This window comes from Chryseosolibacter histidinae (assembly GCF_018598225.1).
In the GTDB taxonomy this organism is placed as follows: Bacteria; Bacteroidota; Bacteroidia; order Cytophagales; family Cyclobacteriaceae; genus Chryseosolibacter; species Chryseosolibacter histidini.
This window is the reverse complement of record NZ_JAHESF010000024.1, coordinates 74,556-92,960: the sequence shown is the minus strand read 5'-3', so window position 1 is coordinate 92,960 and position 18,405 is coordinate 74,556. Positions and strand designations below refer to the sequence as shown.

Below are 18,405 nucleotides of genomic sequence, written 5' to 3'. Positions count from 1 at the left end.
ACAATTTCGGATTTACGATTAGATGGTTCTTCCTGTGTTGATCACGTTTACACCGTTGAACCTTGTGGTGGCAGAACCGTGTGATACGGCGTTCGACTGGCTGGGCTGGCCCTTGCCGTCATTGAAAGCACCGTTGAGCCTGTAATCACGCTCATCACAGATCTGCGCACATGAGTTCCAGAACTCCTGTGTGTTCGCCTGGTAGGCTACGTCTTTCAGCATGCCGGCGATCTTTCCGTTCTTGATCTCGAAGAAGAGCACGCCGCCAAACTGGAAGTTATAACGCTGCTGATCGATGGAGAACGAACCGTCTTTCACGATGTAGATCCCTTTGTCGACACCGGAGATCATTTGCTCCGGAGTAACCTGTTCGCGCCCTGCCTGCAGCGAAACGTTCGCCATACGCTGGAACTGCACGTCAGACCAGCTTTGCGAATAGCAGCATCCGTGCGATTCTTTTTGGCCGATGATATTCACCTGGTCGCGGATGGCCTGGTAGTTGACAAGCACACCGTCTTTGATGAGTTCCCACGATTTGCACTTCACACCTTCGTCGTCAAATCCTACGGCGCCAAGTGAACCCACCTGTGTTTTGTCGGCCATGAAGTTCACGATCTTGCTGCCGAACTTGAAGTTCTTCGATTGCCATTTATCGAGTGTGAGGAAGCTTGTGCCGGCGTAATTTGCTTCATATCCCAGCACGCGGTCGAGCTCGGTGGGGTGCCCTACCGATTCATGGATGGTGAGCCACATGTGAGAAGGTTCCAGTACCAGGTCGTATTTGCCCGGTTCCACAGACTTGGCTGCGATCATCTGCTTCGCCTGTTCTGCGGCCATGGCGGCGTCTTCAACAATATCGTAAGATTTGTTGTAGAGGATGATTCCGCCGGGACCCTGGATCTTGTCTTCCGCTTTTCCGTCAAGATACTCGTAACCCATGCCAACGGGGGCACTGAAGGCAGAACGGTTTTTGAATTGGCCCGACTGCCTGTCAACCATCGACACGCTGAAGTTGGGCCAGGTGCGGTGAATGTCCTGGTCGATGTAAGACCCCTCCGTAGAGGCGAAGTACTTTTGTTCATTCACCAAAAAAAGCAGGCTGTTCACAAAGCTGGCGCCTTTTTCCATAGCCTTGGCGTTGGCATTCAGCAGCAGGTCTACCTTGTCTTTGATCGATACCTCGAAACCGTTTTTCTGAATGGGTGTTTTCCAGCTCACCTCGCCATACGAAGGTGTAGTGGCGAGCTTCACCGGCTCTTTCTGGAATTTTGAATTGGCTTTGGCGATGGCCACGGCGCGTTCGGTTGCTTTTTTAATTCCGTCAGGCGTTACTTCATTGCTGGCGCCGAAGCCCCAGGTGCCATTGACGATCACACGCACGCCCGTGCCGAACGATTCGGTGTTGGTGATGCCCTGCACTTTTTTCTCGCGGGTGGCAACGAACTGGTTCAGGTACCGGCCAATGCGCACATCGGCATAGGTTGCCCCCAGCGACCTGGCCGTGTTCAGGGCAACATCCGCCAGCGCTTTTTTCTGTTTTACATCCATGAGCGGCACCAGCATCTCGGCCGGATCCACTGTTCGCGAGAAGGCAGGCATCGGCAGCATCATTGCGCCGGCGCCCATTCCCGCCAACTGGATAAAATCTCGTCTTTTCATGTATTAGGTTTAGGTTAAATGGTTCTGCCTGTATTGATGACATTAACGCCGTTGAAGCGTGCCGTAGCACTTCCGTGCGATACAGCGCTGACCTGTGAAGGCTGGCCTTTGCCATCGAAGAAAGATCCGAACAGGCGATAATCGCGCTCGTCGCAGATCTTCACACAACTGTTCCAGAATTCCTGTGTGTTGGATTGGTAGGCCACGTCGTTGAGCATACCCGTAATAGCGCCGTTCTTGATCTCATAGAACACGGTTCCCCCAAATTGGAAATTGTAACGCTGCTGGTCGATGGAGTAGGAGCCGCGGCCGGCGATGTAGATACCTTTCTCCACGTCCTTGATCATCTGGTCGATGCTGTAAGGCTCTTTGCCGGGCGCAAGCGATACGTTGGGCATGCGCTGGAATTGAACATCACTCCAGCTTTGTGCGTAGCAGCATCCGTGCGATTCGTTTTGACCGAGAATGTGCGCCTGATCCCGGATAGCCTGGAAGTTGACAAGAATGCCGTCTCTGATAAGATCCCAGCGCTTGCACTGCACGCCTTCATCGTCGTAGCCCACAGCGCCCAGTGAGCCGGGCTGCGTCTTGTCGGCGAAAATATTCACGATCTTGCTTCCATAATTGAAGGTGCCGGATTTCAGCTTGTCGAGCGTGGCAAAGCTGGTACCCGCATAGTTGGCTTCATATCCCAGTATGCGGTCGAGCTCCAGCGGATGGCCTACCGACTCGTGGATGGTGAGGCCGAGGTGGTTTGGCTCGAGTACGAGATCGTATTTGCCAGGTTCCACCGATTTGGCGGTGATCATTTCCTTAGCCTGTTTTGCGGCAAGCGTGGCGTCCTCAACAATGTCGTAACTGTTGCGGTAGAGCACCATGCCCGCGGGGCCTTGAAGCTTATCTTCCTTTTTTGGCACCATGTACTCATAGCCCATGCCCATGGGTGCGCTCAATGCCTGCCTGGCCTTGAACTTCCCTGACGCTTTATCGATTGTGGAAACGTTGAATGTGGGCCAGATGCGGTGGATGTTCTGATCGATGTAAGAGCCGTCGGTGGAAGCGAAATATTTCTGCTCGTTCACCATAAAGAGGTTGGAGCTTGCAAACGTTGCCCCGTTCTGCAAAGCGCCGGCATTGGCTTTCAGCAGCAGGTCTACTTTTTCAGAGACCGGCACTTCAAAGGCATTTTGCTGAATGGGTGTGTTCCAGACCACTTCACCGAAGGCTTTTACGGGGGCCAGCTTCACCGGTTCCTTCTGGAATTTTGAATTGGCTTTGGCGATGGCCACGGCCCGCAGTGTTGCTTTCTTAACACCGTCATTAGTGACATCGTTGGTTGCTGCGAAGCCCCACGTTCCGTTCACGATCACCCTGATGCCGGTACCGAACGATTCGCTGTTCTCTATGCCCTGAACTTTATTTTCGCGTGTGCTGATGAACTGGTTCAGGTAACGGCCAATCCGGATATCCGCATACGTTGCACCTGATGATTTTGCCGTGTTCAGCGCCACATCCGCCAATTGTTTTTTCTGCCTGATATCCAGGGGAGTGTCCAACATCGCTTCGATCGTGGTAGGATTCCCCATGCTCGGAAAAGGTAAAAGCATTCCGCCAATACCTAAACCTGTCAGTTGAACAAAGTCTCGTCTCTTCAAAGTGGTAAGATTTAAATAAATAACTGGATCAGGATCATTCCTGTCCTTACTAAGATATTGAAAAAGAAAAAAAGGATACCGAAAATGGTATCCTTTGCTATTAGGTTATATGAGTGGTCAGCGCTTGGAACTACTTCGGCAGCGTTGAAAAATCGAAGGATGTTTCGAGGAACTTGGTGGTGAACTTACCAGACCTGAAAATTTGATTGTCCATTAAGGCGATATGGAAAGGAATGGTCGTCTTCACGCCTTCGATCACAAATTCCTGCAGGGCACGTTTCATACGGGTGATCACCTCTTCACGCGACTGGCCGCTGACGATCAGCTTGGCGATCATTGAATCGTAGTTCGGAGGAATGGTATAACCGGCGTATACGTGGCTGTCGATGCGCACACCGTGTCCGCCGGGCATATGCAGGTTGGTGATCTTGCCGGGAGAGGGCCTGAAACCGTTAGCGGGATCTTCTGCGTTGATCCGGCATTCCATCGCATAGAGGTTAGGGAAGTAGTTGGTGCCCGAGATCGGCACACCCGCTGCAACCTTGATCTGTTCTTTGATCAGGTCGTAGTCTGTTACTTCTTCCGTGATCGGGTGTTCTACCTGGATACGGGTGTTCATTTCCATGAAGTAGAACTTGCCGTGTTTGTCAACGAGGAACTCGATCGTTCCTGCGCCTTCATAGTTGATGGCCTTTGCACCTTTGATGGCAGCTTCGCCCATCTTCTCGCGCAGCTCCTGGCTCACGATAGGAGAAGGAGTTTCTTCCACCAGCTTCTGGTGCCTGCGCTGCACGGAGCAATCGCGTTCAGACAAGTGGCACACTTTTCCGTACTGGTCGCCCACTACCTGGATCTCGATGTGGCGTGGCTCTTCAACAAATTTCTCCAGATACAATCCATCGTTTCCGAAGGCTGCACCGGCTTCACGTTTGGCATCGTCCCATGCTTTTTTGAACTCGGAGTCATCGTTGATGATCCGCATTCCTTTTCCACCACCACCGGCGGTTGCCTTGACGATCACCGGGTAGCCGATCTCCTTGGCGAGCTTGCGTCCTTCTTCGATGGAGTCGAGCAGGCCGTCAGAACCGGGGATCGTGGGCACACCGGCTTTTTTCATAGTATCCTTGGCCGTTGATTTATCACCCATGGCCTGGATCATGGCAGGTGTGGGGCCGATGAATTTTATTCCATACTCATGGCAGATGGCAGAGAACTCGGCGCGTTCAGACAAAAATCCGTATCCCGGGTGGATAGCGTCTGCGTTGGTGATCTCGGCCGCTGAAATGATGCGGGGTATATTCAGATATGAATCTTTGCTGGGAGCGTCGCCAATGCACACGGCTTCATCAGCAAAACGAACGTGAAGGCTTTCACGGTCTGCAGTGGAGTAAACCGCTACTGTCTTGATATCCATTTCGCGACAGGTACGAATGATGCGCAAGGCTATCTCGCCGCGGTTGGCTATTAATATTTTTTTGAACATTCCTTTATTTGATTTCTGATTCGGGTTGATTTCAGATTGAGCCCGGTCTCAATGTAAGTTGAAGTCAGATCCCGGATTTACAAAACAGGAAATCAGAGATCTGGTCCCGATAGTTATCGGGACCGAAAGTTATTAGTCAGGTTCTACGACGAACAGTACCTGGTCGTATTCAACCGGCGTGGAATTTTCTACCATCACTCTTACCACTGTTCCCGATACTTCCGATTCGATCTCATTGAAGAGCTTCATCGCTTCAATGATGCATACTGTCTGGCCTTTGGAGATCTTATCGCCGACCGATACAAACGGGGCAGCGTCAGGGCCTGATGAGCGGTAGAAGGTACCGATCATGGGTGACTTGATCTCGATGGTTTTCTTGCCGGAGTCTGAAGAAGCTGCCGGAGCCTTGGATGCGGGAGCAGGAGCACTTGCGGCTGAAGCTACGGGCGCAGCTGTGGCTACGGGAGCGGCGGCAACCGGCGCAACAACCGATGTGGATTTGAATACTTTCTGATCCGGCTCGCGTTTCACCTGAAGCTTGAGCTCTTTGGTCTCAATGTTCACCTCGTTCAGGCCGGATTTGGAGATGAAGTCGATAAGGTCTCGGATTTCTGATGTTTTCATTTCAGATTGGTTTGATGATCCGGAATCCGAAGATGTCCGTGATGTGTTGGTCTCTTTTTTTGCAGTCGGTTTTGGCGTGCGGCTTTTGCTCATAAGATCTATTTAACACGTTCTATGTAAGCTCCTGTACGTGTGTCTACTTTTATTTTTTCACCGGTGTTGATAAACAAGGGTACGCGGATCTCGGCACCATTCTCCAGGGTTGCAGGCTTCAGGGTACGGGTGGCAGTATCGCCCTGCAGGCCGGGTTCCGTATATTGAACTTCCATCACAACGTGGGCTGGCGCTTCTGCTGTAATGGGATTGGTACCGTTCTCGAAAGCGATCAGCAACGTAACACCTTCCTTGATGTATTGCACGGCATCGCCCAAAAGTACCTTGTCGAGGTAGATCTGGTCGAACGTCTCGTTGTCCATACACACGAGGCTTTCACCGTCAGCATAGAGGTATTGATACTCTTTGGTCTCTACACGAAGGATCTCTACTTCGTCGCCGGGGCGGAAACGGTTCTCAGCAACTTTGCCATTGCGAACGTTGCGCATTTTTATCTGGTAAAAAGCGCGAAGGTTGCCGGGAGTACGGTGGAGCAATTCCTCTACCTGTACCACTTCACCGTTGTAGCGCATATAATTTCCTTTGCTGAGATCCGATACGGTTGCCATAATTTAAAAAACGACTTTAAGTTACAAATCAATTAAACAAATGCAAGCTGATAACGCGCCCACGTGCGTGCGTTGTTATCAACTGTTATACGCCCATTTTACATAAACGGCGCCCCAGGTAAAACCTCCGCCAAAAGCAGCAATGATGAGGTTGTCGCCTTTTTTGAGTTTCTTTTCATAATCCCACAACAGCAGCGGAATGGTTCCACCCGTAGTGTTTCCATACCGTTCAATGTTCATCATCACCTTGTCTTCGGTGATGCCCACACGGCTGGCAGTGGCATCGATGATCCTTTTGTTGGCCTGATGCGGCACAAGCCATGCGATATTCTCTGCGTTGAGTTTGTTCCTTTCAGCGATCTGTGCCGCCACATCGGCCATGTTGGTAACGGCAAATTTGAATACGGCCGATCCCTCCTGGTACACGAAATGTTGCTTGGCGTCAACAGTGGCATGCGAGGCAGGTAATCTGCTTCCGCCCGCCTTCATGTGCAGATAGCTTTCTCCTGCGCCATCGCTTTTAAGTATTGCATCCATCACACCCACATCTTCTGTGGTAGGCTCCAGCAGCACACAGCCTGCGCCGTCGCCGAAGATAATGCAGGTAGTGCGGTCGGTATAATCCATGATGGCAGACATCTTGTCTCCGCCAATGATCACTACTTTTTTATACCTGCCTGACTCTATGAAGCTGGCTCCTGTAGCCAGGGCATACACGAAGCCGGAACAGGCGGCGCTCATGTCAAAGCTAAAGGCGTTTACAGCGCCAACAGCAGTAGCCACAATGTTGGCCGTTGCCGGGAAGGTCATATCGGCCGTCACCGTAGCAAAGATCACCAGATCGATCTCTTTGGGATCGAGCTTGGTCTTGGCAAGCATGTTTTTCACTGCTTCGATGCCCAGGACGGAAACCCCTTTATTATCACCTTTCAGTATCCTTCTCTCCTTGATTCCTGTGCGGGAGGTAATCCACTCATCGCTGGTCTCAACCATGGTCTCAAGTTCCTGGTTGGTGAGAATATAATCCGGAACATATCCTCCTACACCGGTGATGGCGGCCCTTATTTTACTCATAGTGTTATTTTAAATTCAAACTAGCGGGATAATCTAAACTTCAAACTTCTTAAAAATGAAAAATGCCCGATAAGATTACCGAGCAAATTCGTCATGATCTCCTTCTCAGAAGATGTAAGGATTCTGTTTTCCCCCGATTACTGCCGTCAGGGCAGCGCATTCACATATTGTATGCCCGAGGTTAAGCATGTTTATGCTAAAACTTCTTTTTCCATCACTACTTTACCTTTGAAGTAAAGCTTGCCTTCGTGCCAGAAAGCACGGTGGGGAAGATGATGTTCACCGGTAGTAGGGCACACCGCTAATTCTTTGGCAAAAGCCTTATAGTGTGTTCTTCTTTTATCTCTCCGGGTTTTCGAGGTTTTTCGTTTCGGATTTGGCATAGTCTACAGCGTTTATTTTAATTTCTTTAATTTTTCCCAGCGAGGGTCAATGTCTTCGCCATCGTTATTGTCATCGGTATCGCCTCCGGAGGTATAGATGATCTTTCCTTCAGATCCATCTTCCATCTCCAGCTCCCCCTGATACCTTGGATGAAGTTTTTTCATCGGTATCTCCAGGCTGATGAACTCGTAAATATATTGTCCGAGTTCAAGGCTGTCTGTGTCCCGGCGGATGATGACGATCTCGTCGCTGAGCTCTTCATCTGTATCGCCGTATTTAAACACCACTTTTCTATCAACTTCAACCGGGTGTTGAAAAGGGTCCAGGCTGCGATCACAGATCAGTTTTGCCTTCCCTTCTATTTTAAACCTGGCTTCTATAAAGGTCTCGCGCTTGTCCAGCTCCACCTCAGCATGAAACGTTCCCTCAGAGACAAGACCTGTGTCTTTGCCATATTCCCTGAAGAACACATCACCGATTTCGTACTGAAATGTGTGAATTCTGTTGCTCAGGCCAATGATATTCACGCTAAATGCCTTCACACCCATACCTCACCTGGCTTTTAAATAAGTCGGCAAATTTAGGGAAATTAATGGAAAGCGCAAAGGAATGGGGAAATACGAAGCCCTGGACTGAATACAATGGTTTCAGAAATCCGTATTAAGTATTTATTAATATTTTAGGTACATTTTACTACTTAAAATATCTAAATGTACTAAAAATTAAGCTAACACTTCCGGATTTTCGAAAATACGCACATCTTTGAATCCGGGAAAAAAACAATTTAAACGCATGACTCTCTCATCCAATGATTTCCTCAAGATCCGGAAGCTCCTGGAACGGCAACTCCAACCAGTACATCAGAAATTGATTAAAATGGACGTCCGGCTTAACGGTATTGATCGAAGACTCAACGGCATTGATAGCCGGCTTGATGGCATCGACAATCGACTTACTAAAGTTGAGGGGCGATTAACCAATGTCGAGGGAAGATTAACCAATGTTGAGGGAAGATTAACCAATGTCGAGAGAAGATTGACCAATGTCGAGGGACGATTGACCAAAGTAGAAGGGAAATTGACTGACCTGGAAGATCGGCTTACTTCCGTCGACTCGAGAGTCAAAACGCTTGAAACCAGAGTAGAAACAGGGTTTTCTGCCATTAATAAAAGATTGGACAAAATTGAAGTCTGGATACCTGTGGCGAACACAGATCTTATCCCTCCCCTTCGGAAAAAGAAATCATCTATCGGACATCCGCCGCTTATTACATAATACGGCCAAAAAATGGGTTATAGTACAAACTCCCGAAGCAGCAGTCCCCTGAACTCCTCGCGGGTCTTTTTGCCATAATTCTCGATGATAAAGTCGATCACACCTTTTTTGAATCCAAGCTTGATGGCAATGTTCTTGCTAAAAATGATCTCGCTTTCAAACACATTCTGGTCTACAAAAACCAGCTCTATACTGGACATCAGGTACTCGAATTTCTGATCCATGGAAAGGGCACCAAGGGTGTCAATAGGCTCGGGATTCCGGATGAGCTCATTGACTATCTCTTCGGGAAAATTGCGGTCTTTTGCAATTTTGAAGATCATCTCACGCTCCGTCTTAGCAAAATGTTTATCTGCTTCGGCAAGCTGAATAAGTATATTCAGTTGCTTTTTGGTGACAATGTCCATTTCAACTTTTACTTGAAGTCAAATTTATAAAATATTGTGCTTACCGACGTTTTCTGCGGTTAAATGGTAGAAATTATGCAATCAATAAAGGTTATTTTTCTGTGGATGGTTCGGTGCGATGGCGAAAAATATCCCCAGCCCGGTATATGGCCTCCCTGATCGAACCCTCATTCGCCTGGTTTTTACCTGCAATGGAGTATGCTGTGCCATGATCCGGTGAGGTTCGTACAACGGATAAGCCCGCTGTAAAATTGATCCCATTTTCGAACGCTATTGATTTGAACGGTATCAATCCCTGGTCGTGATACATTGCCATAACGCCATCGTAGCGGGTATACTGGGCCATACCGAAAAATCCATCGGAAGGGAAGGGGCCGAAAACAAGCTTTCCTTTGTTACGCAGGTCGTTTACTACTGGTTTGATCACCTGGTCGTCTTCCTGCCCTATCAGGCCACCATCGCCTGCATGAGGATTCAACCCCAGCACGGCGATCCGTGGCTTATTGATACCGAAATCCTTTTTAAGAGAAGCTTCCATCACCGAGAGTTTGGCCAGCAACCGTTCTTTGGTGATCAGCTTCGACACTTCAGCCAGGGGCACATGCTCTGTTACTAATCCCACCTTGATCGCATCGCTCACCATGAACATCAGGCTTTCTCCTGCCCCAAAGAATTGGGTCAAAAACTCGGTGTGTCCCTTGAAGGGAAACTCACTGCTATGGATCGTGTTTTTATCGATCGGTGAAGTTACGAGCGCGTCGAGCAGCCCTTCTTTCAACTCTTCGCAGGCCCACTTCAGTGCTGTGAAAGCAGCCTTTCCGCTTTCCCTGGACGGTTTACCAGGCGTGATCTCGAAGTTATCCTCCCAGCAGTTGACCACATTCACTGCCTTGTGTGCAAATTGTCCTTTGGACTTTACCTGAGCGTAGTTGAGCTCTTCGATGTTGAGGAGCTTCTTGTAGAAAGATACGACCCTGGATGAGCCGTACAACACGGGAGTCACCATGTTCAAAAGGCGATTGTCGGCCAGCGCTTTGATCACTACTTCGGGCCCGATACCATTGAGATCACCAACTGTTATGCCTATTCTGGGTTTGGATGGAGTCATGTAAAGTTTATTCTTCGCGAATTAACAAAAATAAACCAGGATTTTAAGGATTATAGGATTTGCACGATTTGAATATCACAAATATATATCGCCTTGAATGGATTAAGCGTGCCGCCGCCATGCCTCGTACTTCGTATATCGTACCTCAATTCCTACCTTTGGGCGATGCATAACAACAAACGGAAGCAGGGAAACCCGGATAAGGTCCGTCCAAAAAAATCACTGGGCCAGCATTTTTTGAACGATCAGAACATGGCACGCAAGATCGTTGACGGTTTGAAGACCGACGGTACACAAGATCAGCAGGTGCTGGAGATCGGGCCGGGTATGGGGGTGCTTACACGTTACCTGGCTGAAAAACCTCACATCACCCTGAGGCTGGTGGAGATCGATCGTGAATCCGTAGCGTATCTGAAGAAGAATTATCCTGCGCTGGAGCAAAGCATCATAGAAGGAGATTTTCTGAAACTTGACCTGCAGTCGATCTTCCCGGGATCGTTCTCCATCATCGGCAACTTTCCGTACAACATCTCATCTCAGATCTTTTTTAAAGCCCTCGAATACCGCGATCACGTACAGCAGATCGTGTGCATGCTTCAGAAAGAAGTGGCAGACCGCCTGGCGGCCCAGCATGGCAACAAGACCTACGGGATCCTGAGTGTTCTGCTTCAGGCCTATTACAATATTCAATACCTGTTCAAAGTTCCTCCGGGTGTTTTTACACCTCCACCCAAAGTAATGTCAGCAGTGATCAGGCTCGAGCGCAATGAACGCAGACAGTTGGGATGCGATGAGAAACTTTTTGTTCAGGTGGTGAAGCAGGGTTTCAATAACAGACGCAAGACCTTGCGCAACGCTCTAAAAAATCTAAATTTGGCTGCAGAAGTCTCATCACTTCCTATGTTGGACAAACGTGCTGAACAACTTACGGTGGATGAGTTTATCCATCTTACCCGGTTAATAGAAGAAAGTCGTGCAGGAACCAATAGTTGAATTTGAACTGACCAAAGAATTTCGCGACCGCTTTCAGGAAGCATTGGATAGCCGCGATGAAGCCTTCATCCGCGAGAGTCTTCAGGGCATCAAAGCAGCCGATATTACGGCGTTGCTATACGAATTCAATCCCGAGGAAGCCAAGTATGTGATGGACCTGCTGCCCATAGAAATGCAGGCCGAGATCATCAGTGACCTGGATTCGGATACCAGAAAGAAAAATCTTAAAGTATACCAGCCACACGAGATCTCAGAATTTCTTAATCACCTTGCTTCCGACGATACGGCCGATATCCTGCACGAGCTTCCCGTGAAGGAAAGAGAAGAAGTTCTTTCAGGCCTGGACCCCGAGCTTCGCAGCCAGGTCATAGAGCTCTTGCGTTATGAAGAGAACGTGGCTGGTGGCCTGATGGCCAAAGAGCTCATGAAGGCGCGTTATCATTGGAGTGTAGTGCAGTGCATTGATGAGATACGCAAGCAGGCGGAGAACGTCTCGAAGTTTTATGCTGTGTATGTGGTAGACGACCAGGACAAGCTCATGGGCAGGGTTGCGTTACAAGACCTGATCATCACCGATGCGCGCACCATTGTGGGTGACATCTGTGAGAAAGATATTATCTCGGTAGAAACGTATCTGGAAGACCGTGAAGTGGCTGAGATCATGAGAAAGTATGACCTTGAATCGGTGCCGGTAGTAAATGTGCAGGGACAGCTGGTGGGTAGAATCACGATCGACGACGTGGTGGATGTGATCACGGAACAGGCAGAAGAAGAGCGCCAGGCGATGACCGGTATCAGCGAAGCGGTTGAGGAAGACGATAGCGTGTGGCGTAATGCCCGCGCCCGCCTGCCATGGCTGCTGATCGGTATTTTTGGAGGCCTGATGAATGCCAAGTTCATGGGGCTTTTTGAAGTACAGCTGGCGCGTGTAACAGCGATCGCTTTTTTTACACCGCTGATCCAGGCTACCGGCGGAAACGTAGGCATACAGTCGTCATCACTGATTGTGCAGAGTCTTGCCAACCCCAACTTCGTAGATGAAGGATTGTGGAAGCGTCTGATCAAGGTGTTTTTTGTGGCTATCCTCAACGGACTCTTTCTTTCGGTGCTGGTGCTGGGCGCCAACGTGCTCTTGTTCGGAGAATATACTTTGTCGCTCATCGTTTCAATTGCATTGTTCAGCGTGGTTGTGTTCGCTTCATTCATCGGTACCATTACGCCCCTGGTGCTGAACCGTTTTGGTTTTAATCCTGCGCTGGCTGCCGGTCCCTTTATCACTACGATAAACGATCTGCTGGGCCTTACACTTTATTTTTTAACCATTCGCCTTCTTCTCATCTGATGAAAAAAAAATGCCTGATCATCGATCCGATGCATGACAGTTTGTTTGCCATGCTTAAAGCCATCGGGTGGCATCCTGATTATCAGCCAGGCATTGCGCGCGATGAGATCAAACAGATCGTTGGCGCATATGAAGGGCTCATCGTGAGAAGCAAAACGGTTGTTGATGCCGATCTGTTGGGCGAGCACCCAACGGTGAGGTTCATCGGCAGGGCAGGAGCGGGTCTTGACAATCTTGACCTGGCCTACCTGTCGCAGAAAAAAATCCATGTGCTTCATGCCGCCGAAGGCAACCGTGACGCTGTGGGCGAATTTACAGTAGGTATACTGTTGGGTCTGATGCGCAACATACCCAGGGGCGATGCAGAGGTCAGGAACGGCACGTGGGAAAGAGAAGGCAACCGTGGCGAAGAGCTGATGGAGAAAACTGTTAGCCTTATTGGTTATGGCAATATGGGGCAGGCATTCGCCCGGAGACTTTCAGGGTTCGGATGTAAGGTTTTGGCGTATGATAAATATAAAACGGGGTATGGCAGCGCTTTTTGCACAGAGGCGGATATGGCCCGCATTTTCGCGGAAACCGATATTTTAAGTTTGCACATCCCGCTGACAGAAGAAACCCGGGCCATGGTCTCAATTGACTATCTGAGCCGTTTCAAAAAGAACATTATCCTCATAAATACCGCCAGGGGAGAGATTATTCCATTCAGTGTGCTGGCCGAAGCGATAGAAAAAGGCAAGCTCAGGGGCGCAGCGCTGGATGTTCTGGAGAATGAGAAAATCAACAAGCTAACCCCTGAACAACAGCAATCCTTCAACTATCTCAAGCGTAAGTCCAATGTAATATTCACCCCTCACATTGCAGGATGGACGTATGAATCGCACCTGAAAATTAACGTAGCTTTGGTGGAGAAAATCAAAGCACTCGATTTTCAGAAGATGCTGTGAATTTCTTATCTTCATCTGACGCACGGGAAGTAGCTTTATGAGTTTTTTACAAAAAAGAATGAAAAAATGGATGGAGTTCTATAACTCTATTATTGAAAAGCCGCTGCTCACTTCTACCATTGTGCTGATCTGTGTTGCTATTCTGGTGATCAGCTTAAGTCTTCAGTATTACATCAGAGATTTCGATACATTCATTCAGCAGGTTCTCGCTGAAGCGCACGGTATGATCTTCGATATCGCGGTGATCGGTATCCTGATCTTCTGGTTGAACCAGAATGGAGAGATTCGGCAGCGCATCCGCACATACAAGGATGAGATCGACGACTTCCGTTTGTGGGAATCCGAAGAAGCGGCGTTCCGTACGGTAGGTAACATCAAACGTCTGAACCGTCACAAGATCCATGAGATCAACCTGGTGAATTGTTATCTGCCAAGAACGAACCTGAACTATGTGAACCTTGCGGGTTCGAACCTGAACTCTTCTAACGTTTCACAATCGTCGCTCATCGAGGCAAACCTCGAGAACGCCCGGTTGAACCAGACCAATTTCGAGAACTCTAACCTGAATCAGGCCAACCTGAAAGGTGCTTATGCCAGCGGCGCCAATTTTAAGGACGCTTTTCTTATCAAGTCGCAATTTGAAAGTGCATTTCTCATCAAAGCCAATTTTAATAACGCGTTCCTGATGGAGGCAAACCTGCAGAACTGTTATGTGATGGGCGCCGACTTCGAAAATGCGAGTTTGTATAAAGCCGATCTGCGGGGCGCAAAAGGCCTATCGGTCGAGCAACTTTCAAAGGTGAAAACCCTGTACCTGGCCCGGTTTGATGATGAGATCCTGGCGCAGATCAAAACCAACCTTCCCGAGCTGGTAGGCACATAATTTTTGCAATCGTAGGATAAAGTATTACCTTTGTGATAACAACGGTCTCAGCCATGAGGCCGTTGTTTCTTTTTCACCCACCATAGAGATCGTGGTGAAAATCAAAAATGTTCGACTTACTAATGCGTTATTGTCATGAGTAAAATATCATACTATACCAAAGATGGCCTCGAGAAATTGAGGACAGAACTAAGCCAGCTCAAAACCAAGGGCAGGGCTGATATTGCCAGGCAGATCGCAGACGCACGTGACAAAGGCGACCTCAGTGAGAACGCCGAGTACGATGCCGCCAAAGATGCACAGGGCCACCTGGAAGCAAAGATCGCACAGCTTGAAGACCTGGTGAGTAATGCCCGTCTGCTGGACGAGACCAACATAGATACTTCCAAAGTGTCCATTCTTTCGAAGGTCACTATCAAGAATAAAAAGAACGGAGCGTCCGTTACCTATACCCTGGTATCAGAAGAAGAAGCTGACCTGAAGTCCGGTAAAATCTCCACGATGTCGCCCATAGGCAAGGGGTTGCTGGGCAAGAAAAAGGGAGACGTAGCCAAGATCAAAACACCTGCCGGTGAAATGGAATTCGAGATCACCAATATCGGCGCATAAGTCACCTGTATGGCCAGCATCTTTACCCGGATCATCAACCGCGAAATACCCGCTCACATCGTCGCCGAAGACGAAAAGCATATCGCCTTCCTCGACATCAATCCACTGGTGATGGGGCATACCCTGGTGGTTCCTAAAAAGGAAGTAGATTATATCTTCGACCTCGACGATCAAACGCTTACAGGGTTGAATATTTTTGCCAAAAAAGTGGCACTTGCCATAGGTAAAGCCATCCCCTGCAACAGGGTGGCTGTGTCCGTCATCGGGCTGGAAGTACCACATACGCATATCCATCTCATTCCTATGAATTCAATGGGCGATGTTAACTTCAGCCGCCCCAAGCTAACCCCTTCGAAAGAAGGGCTGGCGGAAACTGCCGAGAAGATCAGAAAACAGTTTTGAAGAGTCCACAGACCACCGTCCACAGCCGTGTGGTGCTACGTCTAAGATTTCCGCGCTATGAGTTGAGTTGCAATGGCGCCGGCGCTCCAGGATTGTGATAAGATCTTAATTTTCACACAACGCTGTCGTGGACTGTCGACCGTGGTCTGTGGACTACAAAAAATCAATATCCACATTCAACGGGTAGCGCATGAGGTATTGCAGTGCCTGCTTCATGGTGAGGTCTTCAAACAAGACCTTGTACAGCGTAGTGGTGATCGGCGCGCGCACTTTGTAGTATTCGGCACATTTTTTTGCAATGAGCACGGTGTTGATACCCTCGGCTATTTCATCGGTGCTCTTTAAGATCTGATCGAGTGTTTCGCCCTGTGCCAGTCTGTAGCCAACGCTGAAGTTACGGCTCAATGAGCTGTTGCACGTGGTAACAAGATCGCCCACGCCGGCAACGCCCAGAAATGCTTTGGTGTTGCCACCCAGCGCGCGGCCGAGGTAAACCATTTCAACCATTCCCCGGCTTACCAGCAGTCCTTTAGCATTTTCACCATAGCCCATGCCGCTCAAGGCACCGGCAGCAATAGCGATAATATTTTTCAGCACACCGGCCAGTTCCACACCCACAAGGTCGTTGTTGCCATACACCTGAAAGCGGTCATTGCGCAGCAGGCGTTTGCCGATCTGAATTACTTCGTTGAATTGACTGGCGATCACTGTGGCAGCAGGTTGTCCCGCAGCCAGTTCTTTCGAGAGGTTGGGTCCTGCCAGGCAGCCTACACGCACTACTACACTTTCTTCCATGATCACTTCGCTCATGGTCTTCACCTGGCTGCGGCTCAGGGTTGGGGTATTCTGGATGCTCTCTTTCTCCGGCAGCTGAATATCAAACCCTTTCGTACCATGAATGAGAATATGATAGGGGTGGAGGTAGACCGACAATTTTTTCATCATCGATCTGAAATGGGCAGAAGGAACAATGGGAAAAATGATGTCACATTCCTGCGCAACATATGCCATGTCATTCAAAGGCTCGATGTTGGGATGCATTTTGTGGCCCCTGTTCTCACCATGTTCTGCGATGCGTTTGACGAGGTTTTCGTCTCGCGCATACAAGAGCACTTTGCGGTGCGGCGCCAGCAGGTTTGCCACTGCGCTTCCGAAGTTACCAGCCCCGATCACTCCGATCGGTTTATCTTCAGATAAACTTCTCGAGGTCATAGCCGACTAACCTGTTGTGGTAATAGTACAATGTGTTGAGATCCCTGGTAATGATATTGCCTTCCTTGTTGAAAAGAAGAGGACGTTTCAGGTGGAAGATGCCTACGTTCTCAAGGCCATGACGGATCACCAGGTCGATCTTGCCTTTCAAATGGGTGGCATGGTTGACCTTGTCTTCGGTCTTGAGCTGGTAGATCTGTTTCCTCACACGCTTGCAAACCATTCTGAATTCCTCATAAGGGATCATGAGGTCTTCTTCTGGTAAACGCAGCAGCTCGAACAGGTCGAGCTTCGGATGTTTGTGCTGCCACATTTCAAAAGCTACAAAGGCTACGAGGTGACTCGCAAAAACACGGTTGATGCGGTGATACTCCGTAACGATCTTCTGGCTGAGCATGCGGGTGTACTGATCCTCCCGCTGCTTGTCTATTACAATTTCGTCGCTGCTTACAAAATAATCGCGCGTGTTGATGATCCGGTTATGCGGATCAAGGCTGTTGCCCTCATCATCTACATAGTTGCCCAGCACGTCAAGTCCCCTGCCGATAGAGACCGAGATATTGGAGCCTTTGGAGAAGAACTTATAGAGGAACTGAAGCAGCTGCCAGCTTCCGTATTTATCGTGTTCGGGAAGATAACGGTCCTGTCCCTTCACTGAAAGATAATCGTCGATGAGGTCGGGCGCTTCCAGCACAAAGTGATAGTTCAGCGTTACGGGCACAACGAATATCTTGCGGATCTCGGTCTCGCCCTGCTGACTTTTCAGGTACAGGTTGCGTTGTGCTTCTACCGTTGAGCTGAGCAATCCGAGCTTGAGCTGTTTTTCGATCATGCCTGAGCGTGACCGGGTGCCGCCAGGAAAGAAGAGGCTGTGCGCACCCTTCTGAATGGCGAGTGTTGAATATGCTTTTAAGGTCTCAAGATAAGGCAGGTTCTTTTTGCGCCGGTCTACCTTATACGCGCCCAGACTGTTCATGAAGTAGGCGAAGATCTTGATGTTGAAAAGGTTCAACCCGGCTCCATAGATAAACGCAGGCAGCCCAAGTGAGTGGATCACCCATCCGATGAGGATCGAATCGAGGTTGCTGAAGTGTGTGGGAACCATGATCACGGTTCCTTTTTTGGCCAGCTTTCTGAGCTGTTTCACTTTCCCTACGATGTGGATCTTGTCGCGCAGGGTGTATTTGTTGCGGAAGAAAGCTCCGAATTTTTTTACCCGGGCGCCATTCAGCAGCCTGGCAAACCAGAACTTGACCAGCTCGCGGGCAAACCTGTAAGAGCTTGGTTTGAAGTTACCGGCTATTTCTCCGGCATAACGGTGAATGATCTTGTATAGAATGTCATCCGCCTTGCTTTGTACTTCGTCAGAGGTTTTGTTGGTGAGCGAAACAAGTTCGTCTTTCACCGACGCCCAGAATGGTACTTCGTCCTGAGGGTCTACACGCCACCGGTTCCGCTTCATGCGCTGCTGCTCACGATACACGGTTGCTTCCAGTTCGTCAAGAAGCTGCTTGGTGGTAGGGCGTAATTGTTTAGCCTGCCGGAAAGCGTGTTCAGTTACCGCTTCCAGGAATTCCTTCCTGTTCTTGCTGAGCTGGTATACCGGCCAGTCAGGTATTGAATCCAGGATAGGTTTGTACCGCTTATTCTTGTTTTTCTTTTCTGCAACTTCCATCGGGATTGCAA

General features: G+C 49.1%; 19 protein-coding genes. 7 read left to right on the top strand and 12 right to left on the bottom strand.

What is annotated here, in order from left to right; translation table 11 throughout:
• Positions 1-18: 18 nt before the first annotated feature.
• The 8 genes from KK083_RS20965 to KK083_RS20930 form a co-directional block, all read right to left on the bottom strand.
• Positions 19-1,659, bottom strand: a complete 1,641-nt coding sequence (locus KK083_RS20965) for a TldD/PmbA family protein (protein WP_254167284.1) — start codon at positions 1,657-1,659, stop codon at positions 19-21.
• 14 nt (positions 1,660-1,673) lie between these two features.
• Positions 1,674-3,314 carry a TldD/PmbA family protein gene (locus KK083_RS20960; RefSeq protein WP_254167283.1) on the bottom strand — a complete coding sequence of 547 codons (1,641 nt, stop codon included), beginning with the start codon at positions 3,312-3,314 and terminating at the stop codon, positions 1,674-1,676.
• A gap of 130 nt (positions 3,315-3,444) precedes the next feature.
• Positions 3,445-4,797, bottom strand: coding sequence for an acetyl-CoA carboxylase biotin carboxylase subunit (accC, locus tag KK083_RS20955; protein ID WP_254167282.1), 1,353 nt, complete (start codon positions 4,795-4,797; stop codon positions 3,445-3,447).
• 132 nt (positions 4,798-4,929) lie between these two features.
• Positions 4,930-5,421, bottom strand: coding sequence for an acetyl-CoA carboxylase biotin carboxyl carrier protein (accB, locus tag KK083_RS20950; RefSeq protein WP_254167281.1), 492 nt, complete (start codon positions 5,419-5,421; stop codon positions 4,930-4,932).
• Between the two features lie 98 nt (positions 5,422-5,519).
• Positions 5,520-6,083, bottom strand: coding sequence for an elongation factor P (gene efp, locus KK083_RS20945; RefSeq protein WP_254167278.1), 564 nt, complete (start codon positions 6,081-6,083; stop codon positions 5,520-5,522).
• A 78-nt stretch (positions 6,084-6,161) separates the two neighbouring features.
• Positions 6,162-7,157: a beta-ketoacyl-ACP synthase III gene (locus KK083_RS20940; protein ID WP_254167276.1), complete on the bottom strand. Its 996-nt coding sequence runs from the start codon at positions 7,155-7,157 to the stop codon at positions 6,162-6,164.
• Positions 7,158-7,348: 191 nt separating this feature from the next.
• Positions 7,349-7,540, bottom strand: coding sequence for a 50S ribosomal protein L32 (gene rpmF, locus KK083_RS20935; protein ID WP_254167275.1), 192 nt, complete (start codon positions 7,538-7,540; stop codon positions 7,349-7,351).
• 12 nt (positions 7,541-7,552) lie between these two features.
• The gene (locus tag KK083_RS20930; RefSeq protein ID WP_254167274.1) at positions 7,553-8,089 is read right to left on the bottom strand and encodes a YceD family protein; all 537 of its coding nucleotides are present in this window, start codon (positions 8,087-8,089) and stop codon (positions 7,553-7,555) included.
• 244 nt (positions 8,090-8,333) lie between these two features.
• Here KK083_RS20930 and KK083_RS20925 point away from each other — a divergent pair, with 244 nt between their 5' ends.
• Positions 8,334-8,816, top strand: a complete 483-nt coding sequence (locus KK083_RS20925; protein ID WP_254167273.1) for a hypothetical protein — start codon at positions 8,334-8,336, stop codon at positions 8,814-8,816.
• A gap of 17 nt (positions 8,817-8,833) precedes the next feature.
• Here KK083_RS20925 and KK083_RS20920 read toward each other — a convergent pair whose 3' ends face one another.
• Together KK083_RS20920 and pdxA are read right to left on the bottom strand one after the other, a co-directional pair.
• Complete coding sequence (locus KK083_RS20920) at positions 8,834-9,223, bottom strand: TerB family tellurite resistance protein (RefSeq protein WP_254167272.1); 390 nt, start codon at positions 9,221-9,223, stop codon at positions 8,834-8,836.
• A 91-nt stretch (positions 9,224-9,314) separates the two neighbouring features.
• Positions 9,315-10,331, bottom strand: coding sequence for a 4-hydroxythreonine-4-phosphate dehydrogenase PdxA (gene pdxA, locus KK083_RS20915; protein WP_254167271.1), 1,017 nt, complete (start codon positions 10,329-10,331; stop codon positions 9,315-9,317).
• Between the two features lie 165 nt (positions 10,332-10,496).
• Between pdxA and rsmA the strand changes: the two genes are divergently transcribed.
• From rsmA to KK083_RS20885, 6 genes are all read left to right on the top strand, one after another.
• Positions 10,497-11,324, top strand: coding sequence for a 16S rRNA (adenine(1518)-N(6)/adenine(1519)-N(6))-dimethyltransferase RsmA (gene rsmA / locus KK083_RS20910; protein ID WP_254167269.1), 828 nt, complete (start codon positions 10,497-10,499; stop codon positions 11,322-11,324).
• On the top strand, positions 11,305-12,666 hold the full coding sequence (gene mgtE, locus KK083_RS20905; RefSeq protein WP_254167267.1) for a magnesium transporter: 1,362 nt from the start codon (positions 11,305-11,307) through the stop codon (positions 12,664-12,666). Before rsmA ends, mgtE begins: the two co-directional genes overlap by 20 nt.
• Complete coding sequence (locus tag KK083_RS20900; RefSeq protein ID WP_254167265.1) at positions 12,666-13,613, top strand: NAD(P)-dependent oxidoreductase; 948 nt, start codon at positions 12,666-12,668, stop codon at positions 13,611-13,613. Before mgtE ends, KK083_RS20900 begins: the two co-directional genes overlap by 1 nt.
• Before the next feature lie 58 nt (positions 13,614-13,671).
• Positions 13,672-14,496, top strand: coding sequence for a pentapeptide repeat-containing protein (locus KK083_RS20895; protein ID WP_254167263.1), 825 nt, complete (start codon positions 13,672-13,674; stop codon positions 14,494-14,496).
• A 135-nt stretch (positions 14,497-14,631) separates the two neighbouring features.
• A complete protein-coding gene (gene greA, locus KK083_RS20890) occupies positions 14,632-15,105 on the top strand; it encodes a transcription elongation factor GreA (RefSeq protein ID WP_254167260.1) in 474 nt (157 codons plus the stop codon).
• A gap of 9 nt (positions 15,106-15,114) precedes the next feature.
• The gene (locus tag KK083_RS20885; protein ID WP_254167258.1) at positions 15,115-15,507 is read left to right on the top strand and encodes an HIT family protein; all 393 of its coding nucleotides are present in this window, start codon (positions 15,115-15,117) and stop codon (positions 15,505-15,507) included.
• 153 nt (positions 15,508-15,660) lie between these two features.
• Here KK083_RS20885 and KK083_RS20880 read toward each other — a convergent pair whose 3' ends face one another.
• Both KK083_RS20880 and KK083_RS20875 read right to left on the bottom strand, forming a co-directional pair.
• Positions 15,661-16,719, bottom strand: a complete 1,059-nt coding sequence (locus tag KK083_RS20880) for an NAD(P)H-dependent glycerol-3-phosphate dehydrogenase (RefSeq protein WP_254167257.1) — start codon at positions 16,717-16,719, stop codon at positions 15,661-15,663.
• The gene (locus KK083_RS20875) at positions 16,697-18,394 is read right to left on the bottom strand and encodes a 1-acyl-sn-glycerol-3-phosphate acyltransferase (RefSeq protein ID WP_254167254.1); all 1,698 of its coding nucleotides are present in this window, start codon (positions 18,392-18,394) and stop codon (positions 16,697-16,699) included. Before KK083_RS20875 ends, KK083_RS20880 begins: the two co-directional genes overlap by 23 nt.
• Positions 18,395-18,405: the final 11 nt, after the last annotated feature.